17 protein-coding genes are annotated in these 17,582 nt (G+C 30.7%); 6 read left to right on the plus strand and 11 right to left on the minus strand.

All coding sequences use genetic code 11. The annotated features are described in order from the left end of the window. Nucleotides 1-42: 42 nt before the first annotated feature. The 4 genes from AWE51_RS10525 (at nt 43) to AWE51_RS10540 (ending at nt 4,530) form a co-directional block, all read left to right on the plus strand. Nucleotides 43-1,041: a glycoside hydrolase family 113 gene (locus AWE51_RS10525; RefSeq protein ID WP_066313236.1), complete on the plus strand. Its 999-nt coding sequence runs from the start codon at nt 43-45 to the stop codon at nt 1,039-1,041. Nucleotides 1,042-1,051: 10 nt separating this feature from the next. Beyond that, complete coding sequence (locus AWE51_RS10530) at nt 1,052-1,783, plus strand: hypothetical protein (protein WP_066313238.1); 732 nt, start codon at nt 1,052-1,054, stop codon at nt 1,781-1,783. Between the two features lie 91 nt (nt 1,784-1,874). Next, on the plus strand, nt 1,875-3,137 hold the full coding sequence (locus AWE51_RS10535) for a POTRA domain-containing protein (RefSeq protein WP_066313240.1): 1,263 nt from the start codon (nt 1,875-1,877) through the stop codon (nt 3,135-3,137). A gap of 133 nt (nt 3,138-3,270) precedes the next feature. Further along, nucleotides 3,271-4,530: a POTRA domain-containing protein gene (locus AWE51_RS10540; protein ID WP_066313242.1), complete on the plus strand. Its 1,260-nt coding sequence runs from the start codon at nt 3,271-3,273 to the stop codon at nt 4,528-4,530. 92 nt (nt 4,531-4,622) lie between these two features. Here AWE51_RS10540 and AWE51_RS10545 read toward each other — a convergent pair whose 3' ends face one another. Next, nucleotides 4,623-5,387: a DUF6503 family protein gene (locus tag AWE51_RS10545; RefSeq protein WP_066313245.1), complete on the minus strand. Its 765-nt coding sequence runs from the start codon at nt 5,385-5,387 to the stop codon at nt 4,623-4,625. 28 nt (nt 5,388-5,415) lie between these two features. After that, nucleotides 5,416-6,285, minus strand: a complete 870-nt coding sequence (locus AWE51_RS10550; RefSeq protein WP_066313252.1) for an NAD(P)-dependent oxidoreductase — start codon at nt 6,283-6,285, stop codon at nt 5,416-5,418. A 233-nt stretch (nt 6,286-6,518) separates the two neighbouring features. Between AWE51_RS10550 and AWE51_RS10555 the strand changes: the two genes are divergently transcribed. After that, nucleotides 6,519-7,112: a Crp/Fnr family transcriptional regulator gene (locus AWE51_RS10555; protein WP_066313255.1), complete on the plus strand. Its 594-nt coding sequence runs from the start codon at nt 6,519-6,521 to the stop codon at nt 7,110-7,112. Between the two features lie 260 nt (nt 7,113-7,372). Here the strand turns inward: AWE51_RS10555 and AWE51_RS10560 are convergent, their stop codons facing one another. The 5 genes from AWE51_RS10560 to AWE51_RS10580 all read right to left on the minus strand — a co-directional run bounded on the left by AWE51_RS10560 (nt 7,373) and on the right by AWE51_RS10580 (nt 12,120). Continuing rightward, the gene (locus tag AWE51_RS10560; protein ID WP_066313257.1) at nt 7,373-8,239 is read right to left on the minus strand and encodes an AraC family transcriptional regulator; all 867 of its coding nucleotides are present in this window, start codon (nt 8,237-8,239) and stop codon (nt 7,373-7,375) included. A 92-nt stretch (nt 8,240-8,331) separates the two neighbouring features. Next, nucleotides 8,332-9,039, minus strand: coding sequence for a TIGR04283 family arsenosugar biosynthesis glycosyltransferase (locus AWE51_RS10565; protein WP_066313260.1), 708 nt, complete (start codon nt 9,037-9,039; stop codon nt 8,332-8,334). Nucleotides 9,040-9,074: 35 nt separating this feature from the next. After that, nucleotides 9,075-9,785 (minus strand): DUF547 domain-containing protein, encoded by a 711-nt coding sequence (locus AWE51_RS10570; protein WP_082832391.1) that lies wholly within the window; start codon nt 9,783-9,785, stop codon nt 9,075-9,077. A gap of 292 nt (nt 9,786-10,077) precedes the next feature. Beyond that, nucleotides 10,078-11,007 carry a DUF547 domain-containing protein gene (locus AWE51_RS10575; RefSeq protein ID WP_082832392.1) on the minus strand — a complete coding sequence of 310 codons (930 nt, stop codon included), beginning with the start codon at nt 11,005-11,007 and terminating at the stop codon, nt 10,078-10,080. 399 nt (nt 11,008-11,406) lie between these two features. Beyond that, entirely contained in the window at nt 11,407-12,120 is a 714-nt protein-coding gene (locus AWE51_RS10580; RefSeq protein ID WP_082832393.1) for a DUF547 domain-containing protein, read from the minus strand. 242 nt (nt 12,121-12,362) lie between these two features. Here AWE51_RS10580 and AWE51_RS10585 point away from each other — a divergent pair, with 242 nt between their 5' ends. Next, entirely contained in the window at nt 12,363-13,583 is a 1,221-nt protein-coding gene (locus AWE51_RS10585; protein ID WP_066313288.1) for an NADH:flavin oxidoreductase/NADH oxidase family protein, read from the plus strand. A 63-nt stretch (nt 13,584-13,646) separates the two neighbouring features. Here AWE51_RS10585 and AWE51_RS10590 read toward each other — a convergent pair whose 3' ends face one another. From AWE51_RS10590 to AWE51_RS10605, 4 genes are all read right to left on the minus strand, one after another. Beyond that, entirely contained in the window at nt 13,647-14,396 is a 750-nt protein-coding gene (locus AWE51_RS10590) for a DUF547 domain-containing protein (RefSeq protein WP_082832395.1), read from the minus strand. A 650-nt stretch (nt 14,397-15,046) separates the two neighbouring features. Beyond that, on the minus strand, nt 15,047-16,015 hold the full coding sequence (arsM, locus tag AWE51_RS10595; RefSeq protein ID WP_066313262.1) for an arsenosugar biosynthesis arsenite methyltransferase ArsM: 969 nt from the start codon (nt 16,013-16,015) through the stop codon (nt 15,047-15,049). Nucleotides 16,016-16,124: 109 nt separating this feature from the next. Then, complete coding sequence (locus AWE51_RS10600; protein WP_066313264.1) at nt 16,125-16,937, minus strand: purine-nucleoside phosphorylase; 813 nt, start codon at nt 16,935-16,937, stop codon at nt 16,125-16,127. Next, complete coding sequence (locus tag AWE51_RS10605) at nt 16,937-17,548, minus strand: TIGR04282 family arsenosugar biosynthesis glycosyltransferase (protein ID WP_394332233.1); 612 nt, start codon at nt 17,546-17,548, stop codon at nt 16,937-16,939. The genes AWE51_RS10600 and AWE51_RS10605 overlap by 1 nt, the downstream gene beginning before the upstream one ends. Nucleotides 17,549-17,582 lie beyond the last annotated feature (34 nt).

The following is a 17,582-nucleotide window of genomic DNA, read 5'->3' on the forward strand; positions in this document are numbered from 1 at the left end:
ATATTATAAAATAATTGTATTTTCAGCAGTAAAAAAACAGAAATGAATAAAGTTTTTTTACTGCTGTTATCTTTTATATTTTTAAACTGTTCTGGACAATCGCCAAAAATTAACGGAGTTAGTTTTGTTGCATCACCAAGCGAAATAACTTCAAAAGCAATTGACCCAATTGTAAAAGTTAATGCAAATTGGGCAGCCGTAATGCCTTTTGGATTTGTGAAAAATTTACAAACACCTAAAGTTACTTTTAATATCGAAAGACAATGGTGGGGTGAGCGAAGAGATGGAGCAAAAAAAACAATAGAGTTATTAAATTCTAGAGGTATTAAGGTAATGCTTAAACCTCAGATATGGGTCTGGAGAGGAGAATTTACAGGAAATATACAAATGAATTCAGAAAATGAATGGATCACTTTTGAGCAATCATATGAAGAATTTATAGTATTATATGCAAAATTAGCTCAAGAGATGAACGTGCCAATATTATGTATTGGTACAGAGTTACATACTTTTGTGCAGCATCGACCAAAATATTGGAGTCAACTTATAACAAAAGTTAAAGAAGTATATAAAGGGAAATTAACCTATGCAGAAAATTGGGATCAATTTGATAAGGTTCCGTTTTGGAGTGAACTGGATTACATAGGTATCGATGCCTATTTTCCGATTTCTGAGGATCAAACGCCAAAAATTGACATGTTAAAACAAGGTTGGCAAAAACATAAAAGTAGTATACAAACCCTTTATAATAGCAAAAAGAAACCTGTTTTATTTACAGAATATGGGTACAGAAGTATTCATTATACAGCAAAAGAACCATGGGATTCTAATAGAGCAGATGGTAATGTTGATCTTGAAGCCCAAAACAATGCATTAACAGCATTGTATGAAGAGTTTTGGGGAGAACCTTGGTTTGCCGGAGGGTTTTTATGGAAATGGTATCATAATCATGAAGAATCTGGAGGTAACAAGAATAATAGATTTACGATACAAAACAAACCAGCAGAAGAAATTATAAGAAGGTTATATAAAAATGAATAGGATGCTGATAATGAGATATGTCATAATTATTGTAGTGATACTTGGATGTTATTCTTGTAAGAATGATGATACTCCTATTTTTTCCGAAAACTCTTTAGCGGCGTTAGTAGCACAATATGATATTGAAATCGATAATGTAATTGCTTGCGCTTCGGGATCCAAAACCGACGAAAATACAATTATTGCTTATGCGTACCCAAGACCAGGGGCTAGTAATTTGCAATATTTTGAAACTTTTTCAACAGACGATGACAAAAATGATTACCGAAATTATACAAAAGTATCTATAGAAGCAACTGACTTTTTTAATGGATATCTTAAAAAATTTACTCGTATAAATACCGGAGAAAAATGGGTGATTATTACTTTTTTTGAGGATAATAAATTGCATTTGTCAAATCCAATTCGTTTAAAACACCTTAGCAAACCTACAGAGTTTTCTGAAACAGTAACTGTAGATACAATGTTGGATGGGATGCCAGTTTTTGGATGGGATGACGGAGTATTTAACGATAACAAAATCTACTTTCAAGTGATCTCTGATGTAGAAAATAATTTTATCTCAGGAACATATACATTCGAAAAACAATTTCAATATTATAAACTAGATAATGTTGTGCTTAATATAACTCAAGGAACACCTCCTGTATTAAATTCTTCAAATCAGTTCAACTTTACTCTAATGGGAGTTGGTGAAGATAACTGGGTGAATCTCTTTATAGAAAAAAAGTTTACCCCTTAAAATTATTTTATATCTAGTTATCTCAGATTTCTATTGTAAGAACCCCACTTTTTTCTCGTCTACAACAATATCGTTTTGAAAAAGAAAAATCATGATTAAGAAGATTGTATTCTCATTAATCTTTGTTGTTTCTGGCAGTATTTTTTCCCAAGATGCTATAGTGTCAGAATTACAGATTGAAGGATTAAAGAGAACCAAGGAATCATTTATACGTAGATTGGTAAAAGTTAAGCCAGGATCCGTATACGATTCTGTACGTATAGCCACAGATATAGCCCGTCTTAAGCGATTGGCAGGAATAGCAAATGCAGAGGCTACCACCACAAAAAGTGAAGACAAGAACTATGTTGTTACTTATAAAATTGAAGAGAACTTTACAATAATTCCAGGATTTAATATTGCTACCGATAATAATGGAGAGTTTGCATTTAGACTTTCTCTCTTTGAGTTTAATTTATTAGGAAGAAATCAAATTTTAGGAGGATTTTATCAACGAGATGTATTCGATTCTTATGGTGGGTATTGGGAAGCTCCGTACCTTTTTACTAATAAATTGGGTTTTGGAATAAATTATAAAAATTTGGTTTCTCAAGAGCCTGTTTTTTTTGAAGATAATACAGTTAACTATAAATTCGATAGTAGAGCTCTTGAAGCTAATATATTATACGAATTTGATTTTCATAATCGAGCAGAAATAGGAATAAATATTTCTAATGAAACTTATGATTTTATAGAAGGAGATTTACCAGTAGGGATACCTTCAAGACTTACTGCGGACAAGGTCTCTTATCGAGGGGAATATGAATATAATAATATTGATATTGATTATCAGTATGTATCAGGATTTAGAAGTTTATTAGATGTAAGATTTGTAACAGGAGGAGAAGGCTTATTAAATGACTTCTTTATCGGAAGAAATGATTTTGAATATTTTAAGAGAGTTGGAGACAAAGGAAATTGGGCAAATAGATTACGATTAGGATTTGCATCTAACGATGATACACCCTTTGCACCCTTTGCAGTAGATAATCAATTAAACATTCGTGGTACTGGTAACACTATAGATAGAGGTACTGCTGCCATTGTATTAAATACCGAATACAGACATACATTGTATGAAAAAGGTTGGTTTGTTGTTCAAAGTAATGTTTTTTTGGATACAGGTACATGGCGTAATCCAGGAGGAGATTTAGGAGAACTGTTCGATGAAAGTACCTTACGTTTTTACCCTGGAGCAGGCATTAGATTCATACATAAGCGTATTTTTAATGCTGTTTTTAGATTGGACTATGGTTACGGGATTGGAAATGATGCAACCAACGGAATTGTTTTCGGAATTGGTCAATATTTTTAGATCAAGAAAATAATTAATATTAATTTTAGTTTTTATTAAAACCATTACAGATTACATATCAAAGTAAAAAGTGTAAGTTATCAAATGTTTACTAATTGAAAGTCAGAATTACTTCATTATATAATTTTTATTAATGCGAAAAGAGCTAACCATTATTTTTCTTTTGTTGATATGCTTTTGTGGTTATGCTCAAAATGCAACTATTGTAAACTTAAAAGTACAAGGGAATAAAAAAACAAAAACGTCGGCTTTGCTAAAGCTTACCTCTATAAAAAAAGGGCAACAATTAGATTCTCTTGTAATAGAAGATGACATTAAAAGATTAAAGAGGTTATCATCTATAGCACATGCTTATTATCAGGTGCATAAAAAGAGCGGGGGATATGAGGTAGTTTATGGAGTGCAAGAAAATTTTACGATAATTCCGTCAGCAAATATATATACAACCAATGATGATGAGTTTGCTTTTAGAGTAGGGGTGTATGAGTTTAATTTATTTGGTCATAATATTACGTTTGGAGGAGTGTATCAAAACGATATATATAGCTCATATGGGATCAATTTTAGAGCCCCCTATTTGTTTAGTAAAAAATTAGGATTAGCACTTAACTATAATAATTTAACTACCGAAGAACCTGTTTTTTTAGATAACGGAACGGCAGATTATAAATACAACAATACCTCTTACGAAATTCAAGGATTATATCAATTCAATCTTAGACATCGCATAGAGCTAGGCGTAAATTACTTTAATGAAGATTATGAATATAAAAGAGGATCAACACAAGAAGGAATCCCTCAGGATTTTGATGTAGATAAACTACTGTTTAAAGGTATTTACGAATACAACAATCTTGATTATCATTTTCAATATGTATCTGGATTTAAGAGTAGTTCTAATTTACAATATGTAGTAAGTACCGAAAATGTTTTGCCCGATTTTGTGATAGGTTGGAATGACTTTTTTTATTACCATAGAATAGGAGAAAAAGGAAATTGGGCTTCTAGATTAAGATTAGGATTAGCAACCAACGATGATTCGCCTTTTGCACCATTTGCAGTAGATAATAATTTAAACATTAGAGGTGTGGGTAATACTATAGATAGGGGAACTGGAGTTATTGTTTTAAATACAGAATATAGGCATACTGTTTATGAAAAAGATTGGTTCGTTTTACAAAGTAATGTTTTTGTGGACGGAGGAAGTTGGCGTAATCCAGGAGGTGATTTTGGTGATTTTGGCGATACTCAAAACTTTAGAGTGTATCCAGGGATAGGGCTACGCTTTATACATAAGCGTATCTTTAATGCAATTTTTAGAATAGATTATGGATACGGTGTTACAGAAGATTCAACGAATGGATTTGTATTTGGAATTGGACAGTACTTTTAACGCTTTAAAGAATATAGTAATTATTAAAAAATGTTTCACATTAAAAAAAGTACACTAAGGTATTTACACTAGTGTACTTTTTTAGTTCTTGTTTATTTTTTTATAAAAATTGATTTATCAATATCGGTTTTAAATTTAATATTTGTCCAGTTGGTAATTGCATGTTGTTTTCCAACAACTTCTCCTTCCCAATTTGCGGCAATATATTTTCTTTTTGTTGCAATTTTAATTCCGTCTATTGTTTCATATTCATAAATCATAAGATTGGGTTCTGTAATCCCAAAACCAACAACTGTAAATAAAAACTGATCAATTAATTTTGTTTCTTTATTGATATATAAAATGTAAGTATCCTGTACATCTCCGATCTTGTCACCAAATGTAATTTTAACTATGTTATATTCTTTCCCATTAATATTTTTGGTTCCGGTAAATTCTTGATGTACACCATCGTCTAAGAGTTTAAAAAACATGGCAAACCAATAGTAATTGGTTTTTCTTAAAAACCGAGCAATTCCATTAGCTTTTTCATCGCTTGATAAAGTTCCATTTATAGTAACCCAAGCATCTTTTCCGTCATATCCCTCTACTACTTTTCCTGCAGCACCTAAAAGACTATGCTCTGTATATGAAGCATGCGATAACTCTTTGTCAAATACATAGGTTTCCTGACCTCTAAGGTTTGTTTTAGAGTTAGGATCAGCATATTCATATGCATACGTTACATTTCCTTTGTTGTAAAAATTTTCTTTGCCTCCTAGGGCATCCATCATTTCAGAAATTAGCAACTTTGGATCTTGTGCATAGCTAGAAAAAGCAAGCATAATTGCTAAAAAAGTGATTGCATTTTTTTTCATTTGAGTTGATTTTAGAGTATGTTTAATATTAATTCTTAGGATTTAAAAATTTATAAATGGCGGTAAAATCGTGATTTCCAAATCCATTTTGCTTTGCTTGAGCATATACTTCTTTAGTAGTATTTAGATTTGGTGTTGCGATGCCATTTTCGTAGGCCGAAATACTAGATAAATGTAAGTCTTTTTGTATCCATTTTAAAGGAAAATTTGTTTCATAATCGTCATTTTCTAATTTATGACGTATAGCAGAGATTACAGGAGCTACTACTGGGGTAGCTAATAAAATATCAAATACTTTTTCTTTTTCTAGTCCCATAGCTTCACCAAGTATTAATGCTTCGGCGAAGGCTAATACAGATTGTCCTAACAATTGATTGATTAGCATTTTCATTGCGGCTCCTTTTCCCACCACACCAAGGTGCAATGTTTTTTTACCCATACTATCAAAAAGAGGAGTTACCTCTTCAAAAGTATCTTTAGTCCCTCCTACTAAAAATAACAACTCTGCATTCTCTGCTGCTGCTTTAGATCCTGCGACAGGGGCATCTAGGTACTGTATTTGATGTTTCTTTGAGATCTTGTGCATTTCTTTACTAAAGGAAGGGTTGACGGTACTAGAATCAATCCAAATACTATTCGGTTTCATTTTATGAAGAAACCCATCTTCTCCTAGAGCAAGTTTTTTTACAATTTCTGGGGTAGAGAGCATCGTGATGATGATTTCTGCGTTATTTCCAACTTCTTTTGGTGAATGCGCCCAAATGCCCCCAGCATTTAAAAGATCATTTGCTTTTTCTTTGGTCCTATTATAAACAACAAGAGAGTATCCTGCTTTTTGTAAATTTTTAGCCATTCTGCAGCCCATTATACCAAGCCCTATAATACCTATTTTTTTCATGAATGTAATTTTAAATTATATGTAAAAGTCACTTTAAATATGTATGTTAAGTTTGCCAAAAAAAAGAAACTTGTGTTTTTTGATCAAAAAATCAAAGTTTTAACAAATAATAAATTCTTATATAAAAAAAGACGAACTATATTGCTAGTTACGTACTAGAATCAAAAAGCATATGTAAATAACCCAAAACTCACAACACAAGAACACACAATTAACCTTAAAGCCTCGTTTAAATGAAAACCTCAGTAAAAGACTACCTCTCTTCTTTTATTAAACTTAGTCCCGAAATTGAAAATGAAGTTTTATCTATTTATGAAAATAGATCCTATAAAAAGATGGAACATTTTATGAAATGTGATTCCGCGGCAGATAAAATAGCTTTTGTAAGAGAAGGTATTTTAAGAGCATATGAAACCAACTGTCAAGGTGAAGAAATTACAATTAGCTTTTATGCTGCACCGTGCTTTGCTTTAGATTTTGTAGCTTTTCAAGAAGGAAAATCTACTACAATGAATATCCAAGCACTAACTCCAGCTAAATTACAAATAGCCAATATAAATGATGTTTATACGCTTAATGAAAAATATGCCGTTTTAGGTAAAATACATATCAAACTCTTAGAAGATTTGTATTGTTATCATAAGAAGCGAGAAACTTCATTTATTTTAAATTCAGCTACAGAAAGGTACCTGAATTTTATTAATACAAAGCAAGAACTTTTTAATACAATTCCGCAACATTACATAGCATCTTATCTAGGTATTAAGCCACAGTCACTTAGCAGAATTCGAACAAAACTAAGTAAGCAATCACCAAGTGATTTTTAAGAAAATTACGGTTAAATCATAAAATTTTCCTAATGCTTAAGTTGTTAACTTAGGTTAATAAATAATTTATAGATTGCTATTAATTTTGCCGCGTGATGTAAATAGCTAATATGTTTTTTTAAACATATTTATTGACCAACACTTGAGTATATTACATCTGAAAAATTCAGATGTATTGTTCGTTTTTTTGCCCTCTTAAACCCTATGAAAACCGGGTGTTACTTTTTTAACACCTGGTTTTATGGCTTGTCTTCTATGAGCTATATAAGAATATCTTTTCTGCTTTTTATTTGATATTGTTTAGGAGAAATTTTAAATTCTTTTTGAAATGCTTTTATAAAATGTGAGATATTTTCATAACCTACTTGTAGGGCAATATCGGTAATAGAATCGTTCTTTTGTTCGAGTAATTTGGCAGCCTTTTCTAATCGCTTTTTGATTAACCATTGCTTTGGTGAGATTTTAAATCTAGATTTAAAATCTCTTCTAAATGTTGAAATACTTCTACCGGTTAAATAAGCATAATCTTTAATGTCTAAAGGTTTGTCAAAGTTTTCCTCCATAAATGACTTTACGTTCATTTTAGACCTATTTTTAAGAGATTGTAATTTGGTAATAAACTGCGCTCCTTTTTGGGATACACTTATAAGATGTAATAATTCTAGCAACTTAGGTCTAGTGAATTGGTGTTGATTTTTGTCTCTGTATAGCGCTATTAGAGTATCTGAAAATAATCTTAAGTTATGGTCGTAATTAAGTACTAGGGTTTTAGGAATTTCCTGACCTTCATGTTTAGGAAAAGTGTTTAGAAATTCATTTATAATTTCTGTGTCGAAAAAATAGATGATAGCATCAAAAGATTGATTTTTCGGAATGATATCAGAAATTATATAAAGCCCTTTTGGTAAGAGAATCATCTGGTTTTTGTTCACTAAAGTAATTTCTCCTTCAGAATCTTCAATTCGTAATTGCCCGTTTAGTACAATAGTTATGGCATGAGTGGCTAAATATCTATTGTTTTGAAAACCAACTTGTTTTGTGTTTTTTAATAGAACACAAGAAAGACCATTAACGAGAACTTTTTCAATTTCTGTGTGTGCGTAAAATGCTTGAGGAACAATTTTCATAGTTTATAAAATTAGGAACACTCCTAAGATCAAGATACTATAATATGTTAAAAGTGGTGATTTTCGGTCAAAATAGCGTGTTTAAATTCATTTTATACTACTTTTTCTTTATAGTAACGATATAAATCTTGAGAGGATGCTCCCATCCATCTTCTCATATGAATATTAAAAAAATGATATTGTAATCGCCAAACACCAATTTCATTATACCGTCTGGCAGAAGTGATTACATACCTTGGTATAATTACAAACTCATTTATAGCAAAGAGACGGTCAACCAAATCATTATCCTCATAAACAATATAAGATTCGTCATAACCATCTATTTCGATAAATAAAGATTTGGTGATAAACTGACTCTGGTCACCACCACGACAACGTTTGCTCTCGAATTGAGTTAGCCAACCCAGAAAACGTAGCCACCAATGATCAGAATCAAATTTCATTCTAAAGCACCCCGCAAGATTACCTTTTTTTACCTCTTGAATAATATCTCTATCATAATACTGAGGAGGAAAGGAATCTGCGTGCAGAAAGTACAAAATGTCTCCTGTAGCGTTAGTGGCTCCAGTATTAAGCTGCTTGGCACGACCTTTTTCTGATGCAATTAGTTTAACAGAAACTGAATATTCTTTTGCCAGAGTTTTAACAATCTCTTGAGATCCATCTACACTACCACCATCAACAATTAGAATTTCTTTTATGTTTTCTAAAGATAGTGTAGATTTTATCAAGTATGATGTTAGATGGCTGATGTTATCAGCCTCATTAAGAATAGGGATTATAATAGATATCTTCAATGTTAACTAGAAATTCAATTAATTAAATTACAAAATTACTCATTTAAGCTCCAATCATAATCTTTATAGCCTTTTTTTGGTTGATCTGTTATTTTAACTTCTGAATATCTATTGATGAAGTCTTTTACATCTCCGCCATTAACTTTAAAGTCTTTTTTATACCATGAAAATATTTTTGATACGTTTACTACGCTTTCTGTAATTGTATTTCTGGTAGGGTCATTAATGAATTTTTTCGTTTGTTCATCTAAGGCTGCATCAACATTATCAGCAGTATATGCTCTATTCCAAACAACAGGACAAGAAAAAGAAGCACAGTTTATAGCAAAATGAATTCTAGGGTCTCCAAATTTTCTTAGAATTTTATGTTCTAATTCTCCCAGACTATGCCATTCTCCATCTATTTTAAAGAACTTCTTATCCCAAGGAGCTTTAATATCTTTAATACTCTTTACAGGGTAACTATCTATAATTAATTTAATGGTATACGCATTGTATGCATTAATCCAGTATGCTAGTTTTTCATCTCTTGTCCAATTTTCTTTTGGAGGATTATCTGATAATACTTTGAAATAAGCATATAATTGAGAGCTATCTCGCATAAAACCATTATAGTCTACCTGTCCCTCTTCAGAAACATTTAATAATAATGCTTGATCCCAAATGTTATGATTAAACTCATTTTGAGCATACGTTTTGTGAAATAATATTAATGTAAATACGATTATTAATTTTAGGGGTTTCATTGTTTTGTTTTTTTGAATAGTTAGGTATACTTACGTATTATTTTTTGGATTATTTTATCCAAGGTTAGAAATTTAGTAGGAAAATTGAGGATTACCTTACAATATCAAATGCTTTTGTAAGTGTTTACTACGAAAAAAAATTAAAGAAATACTATATAATTAAGCATATAGGTTTCATCCTATTAATGAATGCCAAGTCATAATCGGTTTGTAAATAAAAGTATAGATACTACAAATCCCTATCTATTTAAATAGATAGGGATTTATAGTTTTAGATTTAGTATTGTGCCCTTTATTCGTTTAGATTCCAGTTATAGTCCATGTAGCTCTTTTGGGCATTTGGATTAATGGTGATTTTTGAATATTTGTTAAGAAACGAGACTAAGGTTCCGTTGTATTTAAAATCTTTGGCGAACCACAAAAATATTTTTGAAAGCTCTATAGTATTTGCAGTGATTTTATTTCGTTTAGGATCATTAATAAATGAAATAGCTAATTTTTCAAGTTCGCTATTTACATTTTTTGATGTAAATGCTTTATTTAATAAAGGCGGGCAGGAAAAAGAAGCACAGTTAATTCCAAAGTGAATTCTAGGATCTTTCATTTTTCTAAGAATTCTATGTTCAACATCATTAAGTGTATACCATTTACTTCCTAACTTAAAAAAACGTAGATCCCATGGCTTTTTAATTTCTTTTATACTTTTTAAAGGATAATTGTTAGTTATTAATTTTATAGTAAAGGCATTATATACATTTAACCAATAGGCAAGTTTTTCGTTTTTAGACCAATTTTGATCAGGCATATTTGTACTTAATGTTTTTAAATATAAACGAAAAGCTCGATCTTGTTTAAACCCTTTGTAGTTTATATTTCCATCTTTAGAAACATATTTTTTTAATAAAGCGTTCCAAGGTTGATGAAGTAATGTTTTGGATACTTTTTTTGGTTCTTTAGATATTTTGGGTGTACTTTTTACCGTATCAATTCTTTTAATCGGAGCTGTTATTTCTAACACTTCTTTTTTTTGTACAGGAGCTTCTTTGAGAATAGTTTCGGGTGCCTTTTCTTCAATAATTAAAGTTGTCTTTGTTGTATCGGTTTGTTTTCTAACTAAAGTCTTATTTGTAAGTGCTGGTTGAGTAGTGTTTTTAACTACTCTAGTGTTAGCAGAACAAGTAAAAGACAAGCAAATCAATATGATAAGGAGCGTTTTTTTCATAGATAAATTACTTTTTTGTTAATAAGGTGTATAATCCAATTAAACTGACTTTATAATAGCTCTTAATCCTTCGTTATTCATTGATTCAGATATTTCTATATCTCTTAGATCTATCATATTTGAATAAACAATCAGTTACTATTTAGTACTAAACCAAAATTCGAGCCACAATTTTTAGTCTATAGAATTTAATAACCTTACTCTGAATTAATTTATTTCTGAATGCAGATTAAAGTTTCTTGTATTAATTGAGTTTTAGTCCTTATAAAAGCTTAAGTATTACATATAAAAAAACCACCCTCAGGTTTAGTTTTAGAATTATTTTCTAAAATAAATAGGGCAATACCTTAATCTTAATTTGAAGAAGTTTGTGTGTGAGGAGTAATTTAAGAGTATTACTTATAACTGTTCATTTAAACTCCAGTCATACTCTACATATCCTTTTTTAGGAATTTTGTTGATTTTTACATTTGCGTATTGATTGATGAAATCAACAACATTTCCATTATTAAAATCGTCTTTATACCATTCAAAGATCTTTGAAACTTTGACCTCAGAAGACGTAATGGTGTTTTTTGAAGGATCATTAATAAACATGGTAGTACATTTTTCTAAGGCTTCATTAATGTTTTCGGCAGTGTATGCCATGTTTAGCAGTTTTGGAGAAGAGTTAGATGCACAATTAATAACAAAGTGAATCCTAGGTTCATCAAATTTCCTAAGTACTTCGTGTTCAATATCATCTAGACTGTATCGTTTATCATTTACCTTAAAAAAACGTTGTTTCCAAGGATCATGAAGTTCATTTATACTTTCAACAGGATAATTATCGATAATCATTTTTAGAGCAATTGCATTATATGCATTTACCCAATAGGCCAGTTTTTCTTCTCTTGACCATTCATCGGTAGGCGGGTTTTGCGAAAGTGATCTAAAATATTCATAAAAAAGCGAACTATCTTTCATTACTCCTTTATAATTAACTTTCCCTACTTCAGAAACATTAAGTATCAAGAGTTGATCCCAAACAGAATGATCGACATTATTTTGTGCTTTAATATCTGTAAAACAAATTGTTACGAATATTGCAAGTATTAAATTAAAATTTTTCATTGTTTTTATGGGGGATTAAAGTCCTTGTATTAAACGTAAATTATTTAAAATAATATTTTTCTAATTTGATATTAGACAAAAGAAGTGAAATAATCGATAAAATGCAAGTTTTACGGTTAAACCGTAATGTTTTTTAACAAAAAAAGTTTATTATAGTTAATTTTTTGCAGGTTTAGGAAGAAAATTTTAAAAATTGGTTTAATAATAGAGATTATGTATTATTGCAATCGAACTATTTAGGTATGATTAGTACAAAATTAAAGCTTCCTTGTGGAGCAATATTGAAAAACAGACTGGTGAAATCTGCTATGACAGAGCGTATTAGTAATAAAAGATTTGAGCCAACTATAGGACATGAAAAGTTATATAAAAAATGGGCCGATACAAATGCTGGTTTGTTAATTACTGGAAATGTAGTAGTAGATAGAAAACATCTGGAATCTGCAGGAAATGTATGTTTTGATGATGAGTCTATGTTGCCTAAACTTAGTTCTTGGGCAGAATCGAGTAAAAAGGATGGAAATCATGTTTGGGTACAAATTTCTCACTCCGGAAGACAAACTAATAAGTTTGGAACTAGTAAACCTCTAGCACCTTCTGAAGTTAAGTTAAGTAAGATGGGGCTTTTTGGTAAGCCTAGAGCTATGTCAGAAAAGGATATAGATGATGTTATTAAAGGATTTACAAAGGCAGCAAGATTATCTAAATTATCCGGTTTTACAGGAGTTCAAATACATGCTGCTCATGGATATCTGCTAAGCCAGTTTTTATCTCCCCATACGAACCTTAGAACCGATCAATGGGGTGGTATGATAGAAAATCGTAGTCGTTTATTATTAACAATTATTAGAGAAATACGTAATGAAGTAGGTCCAAATTTTCCGATAGCCGTAAAGCTAAATTCTGCAGATTTTCAACGTGGGGGATTTACAGAAGAAGAATCATTAGAAGTAGTGAAAATGTTAGATAAAGAAACTATTGATTTGTTAGAAATTTCTGGAGGAACTTATGAAAAGTTGGCTTTTTTTGAACTTAATGAAGAAGTAGGGATTAAAGAAAGTACTAAAAAGAGAGAGGCCTATTTTATAGATTTTGCGAAAAAAATAAGAAAAGTAAGTACGATTCCTTTAATGATTACAGGAGGTTTTAGATCTTATCATTTTTGCAATGAAGTGTTGCAAAATAAAGAAGTTGATTTAATAGGTATGGCGAGACCATTTATCACTAATAGAGAAAGTATTTCCGGGTTTTTAAAAGGAGAGGTTTTGTCTTTAGAAAATTTTGTGATTAGGACTGGTATAAAAAAACTTGAAGATGCTGCAGAAGGTGGTTTTTATGCTCGTCAGTTGATTAGGTTTTCTAAAGGAAAAAGCTTTAAAGGAGATATGAATCCCTTATGGAGTTCGGTTTTCTTAATACTTTATGAATTTAAAATAGCTATGCTAAAGAAGTTTTTTAACTAAATAACCTCAAATCTGAAAAGAAATCAAACTTGAGGTTATTGTAAATTTTGTACTACTTTAAATTTAATGTTGGTTACTCGAAATAGGAGTTTTGATATCCTTTTTATTAAGAGACCAATCATAAGTAATATAACTGTCTTTTGAAATTTTGTTTATTTTAACTGTTGCATATTGATTAATAAAATCTATGATATCAATATTATTACTTTCGAAATCATCTTTATACCATTCAAATACTTGAGAAATTTTAACGGTACTAGAAGTAATTTGATTTCTTTGTGGGTCATTAATAAATTCTCTTGTCCTTTCCTCTAAGGCATCATTAATATTCATAGCAGTATAGGCTCTGTTCCATAATCTTGGAGAAGACATAGATCCGCAATTAAGCAAAAAGTGAATTCTAGGATCTCCAAATTTTCTTAAAATATCATGCTCTATTTCATCAAGACTATATCGTACCCCTTCTGATTTAAAAACTTTTCTTTTCCATGGATTCTCAACCTCATTAATAGATGCTACAGGATAATCATCGATAATCATCTTCATTGCTGCGGCATTATAAACATTTAACCAATACGCTAATTTATCTTCTTTACTCCAATTTTCTTTTGGGGATATTTTGCAAAGAGATCTAAAATAATCATAAAACACAGCAACATCTCTAGTAACACCTTCATAATCAACCATACCATCATCTTGAACATTAAGAATTAAAATTTGATCCCAAGCAGAATGATTCACTTTTTCTTGAGCGTAGGTAGTACTAAACAAAAGTGACAATAGAATAAAAGTAGTTGTTTTAAGAAATTTCATTTTGTTAGGTATTTTGGGTTATTGTAGAATTTAGAATCTGTAATATACAAAAAAAACGGACATAATACACGATTTGATTATTTAAGTAGGAAAATACTTCTAAAAATTTTGATAATTAAACAAAGAACCTCATAAAAGACGTAGCCTAAGCAAGGAATCCTCAAATTTTAAATTTATATACTTTTAAAGTTATTTAACTTACTGATTTATAGTATTTAAGGTTTTTACGCAGTTAAAGAAGTCCAAAACCTGACCTAAAAAATGGCCAAAAGACGAACCTTTGTTTATTTTGGTTTTGTTTTAAGTAAATCGAGCCTTGATTTAAATAATTTAAGTACGTTAAAACAATAGTATATCTTAATTATGTTAGAAATAATGAAGAGCTGTTTTAACTCACTTTATATGTAGAAAACCTAGTAAACTTTTGAACTACTTTGAATGCGATCGCTTTGTTGTATTTTTTAACTTCAGAATAGGGTATGATGCAGAAATTAGGAAAGTAATGTATGTATTGCATAGATTGGGTTTAAGCGATCTATTACGGTATGTAAAAATTATATCTTGGTTTATTTTACTATCCTTAGAAAAGAAGAAGCCGAAAACAAATACATGCTTTCGACTTCCTGGTTATAGTTAATTAGCCTTGAATCTTAACAGCATCCCCCGCCATCATAATGATAAGTAGATTCGCTGATAAAGATATCGTCTCTGCCTAAATCGGCTAAAGCACCTGCTGTTTTATCACAAACAGCAATAGGCTGGTTTTTTAGAAGTACATGACCTTTTTTATCATCAAAGTAGTCTTCATCTCCAAAATAAATAGCGGCTTTTCCTGTAAAAATACAAGGCCCATCTTTTGGCATTGGATCTTTTATGGCAGCTACTTCTATTGATTCTATATAAATAAGTTCGTCGGTATCATAGTTTTTTGGATCCAAAATTCTATAAGGCTTACGAGCTCTTATTTCAATGGTTCCAAACCCTACATCTGTAAGAGCTTTGATATATTCGTTAATTGGTAAGCTTCCACTTAAGCATAATGCTCTTAGTCTTTCATCATTACGCAAATTATCATTCATAGGTTGTTCACAGGTAGGATCGCTCATCACCAATCTTCCATGAGGTTTTAAAACGCGATACATCTCTTCGATTGCTTTTTTTAGATCATCTGCTTTAAATATGTTGAACAAGCAATTTTGAGCGGCAACATCAATACTATTATCTTCAACAGGAAGATTTAAAGCATCTCCAAATCTAAGATCTACATATTCACTCTTAAACCAATCATTTTGAGCTTCGGCTTCTTTAAAGTTTTTACGAGAAGCTTCTAACATTTCTTCTACTACATCAATCCCAATAACACCTCCTTTTTGACGTGAAAAATATGAGAATTGCAATAGTTCCATTCCTCCTCCAACACCAACATATAGTGTTTTTGGACTATTGGTTAAATCTCTTGCGTTAACTGTGCTTCCGCAACCATAGTTCATTTCTTGCATGATCTTAGGTATTTTAAGACCAGGTAACTCCCAAATAGGGTTAGTAGTACAGCATAAACCTACATCTGGTGTTAATGCTGCTTCTTTATACACGTCGTGAGTGGTATCTAAATAACTCATAAATTAATTTTTGTATTCCTTTTACTAGGATTATTTTGGGTTATCAATAAATTTTAGTCGAAACAGTAGTCCAAAACTTTCATTTTTTAAAATAGACTATTTTTTCTAATTAGAATGTTTTTATTAACTCTTTAAATAAAAGAATCATATTGGGCTCTGCTTTTGCAGCCATGGCAATTATTTCGTCGATATTAATAGGTTTTAAGTCATCTGGATTACATTCATCTGTTAATACAGATACTGCAGAAACCTTAAGACCTAGGTGATTGGCAACAATTACTTCAGGAACGGTACTCATACCAACGGCATCTGCTCCTATGGTTTTTAGATAACGATATTCTGCTCTGGTTTCTAATTGTGGACCTAATACAGAAGCATATACTCCTTTATGAAGCTGTATATTTTTTTCTTTTGCTATTTTTTCTAATGTATCATTAATTTTTTGATCATAAGGAGCACTCATATCAGTAAAACGACTTCCTAGTTTTTCTACACCTTTAAATGCTAGTGGAGACCCACCTTGTAAATTTATATGATCATCGATTAGCATTAATTCGCCTTTCTTAAAGTTAAGATTTACAGCTCCAGAAGCATTTGATACTAAAAGCGTTTTAACCCCTAATTTTTCCATTATTCTAACCGGATATGTTACATCTTGTAATGTGTATCCTTCATACAAATGAAAACGTCCCTGCATTACAATAACAGTTTTTTCTTCTATTTTTCCGTAGATTAATTTTCCTTTATGAAATTCTACAGTAGCTGTCGGGAAATTAGGAATATGATTATAACTTATTTCTTTAATAATCTCTATTTCATTAATTAGTTGACCCAATCCGGTTCCTAATATTATACCTATCTCAGGGCTTTCAAATCCTTTTTCTTTAAGGAAATCTGTTGTTTCTTCTATGTATTTGATCATTAGTCTAGAAATTTTTGAAAGGCCGCAATGTCTTTAATATCTTCATAATAGTCAATATCATTGCGTACCTCTAGTAGTTTTATATTTTCTTTTTTTAAATCTTCTAAAGTATCTTTAAGGACAGAATCGGTGCCCCAGATTTTATTTTTAAAAACCTGTGAATTTAAGGATTTCATTCCAAATAAATAATACCCTCCATCTTCTGCCGGACCAATTACATAATCATGAGTTTTAAGAGTTGTGAACGCATGCTCAAGATCTATTTGATTTAAGTCATACATATCACTACCAATTATGATTATGTTTTGGTAACCTTTTTCAAAACCAGCTGCAAAAGCATATTCCATTCGTTTACCTAAATCACTTCCGGATTGCTCCATCTTATTGTAAATAGCTGCTTCCCATAAGTCATTGTCATTCTTGTTTTGAGAATAATGCACTTCTTTTGTTACATTTAGATCTTTGGTGATTTGAACAGTATGTTCTAACAAAAAGGTATAGATATCTAAAGCAACTTGATCTCCAACAGTAGCGGCAAGACGAGTTTTGCATTTTCCTAACTCGGGATTGCGAGTAAAGATCATTAATAAATTGTCTTTTTCTTGTTTCAAATTTTAGGTCTTTTTATTTTTAAATTATATATGA

This window comes from Aquimarina aggregata, from assembly GCF_001632745.1.
Classification (GTDB): domain Bacteria; phylum Bacteroidota; class Bacteroidia; order Flavobacteriales; family Flavobacteriaceae; genus Aquimarina; species Aquimarina aggregata.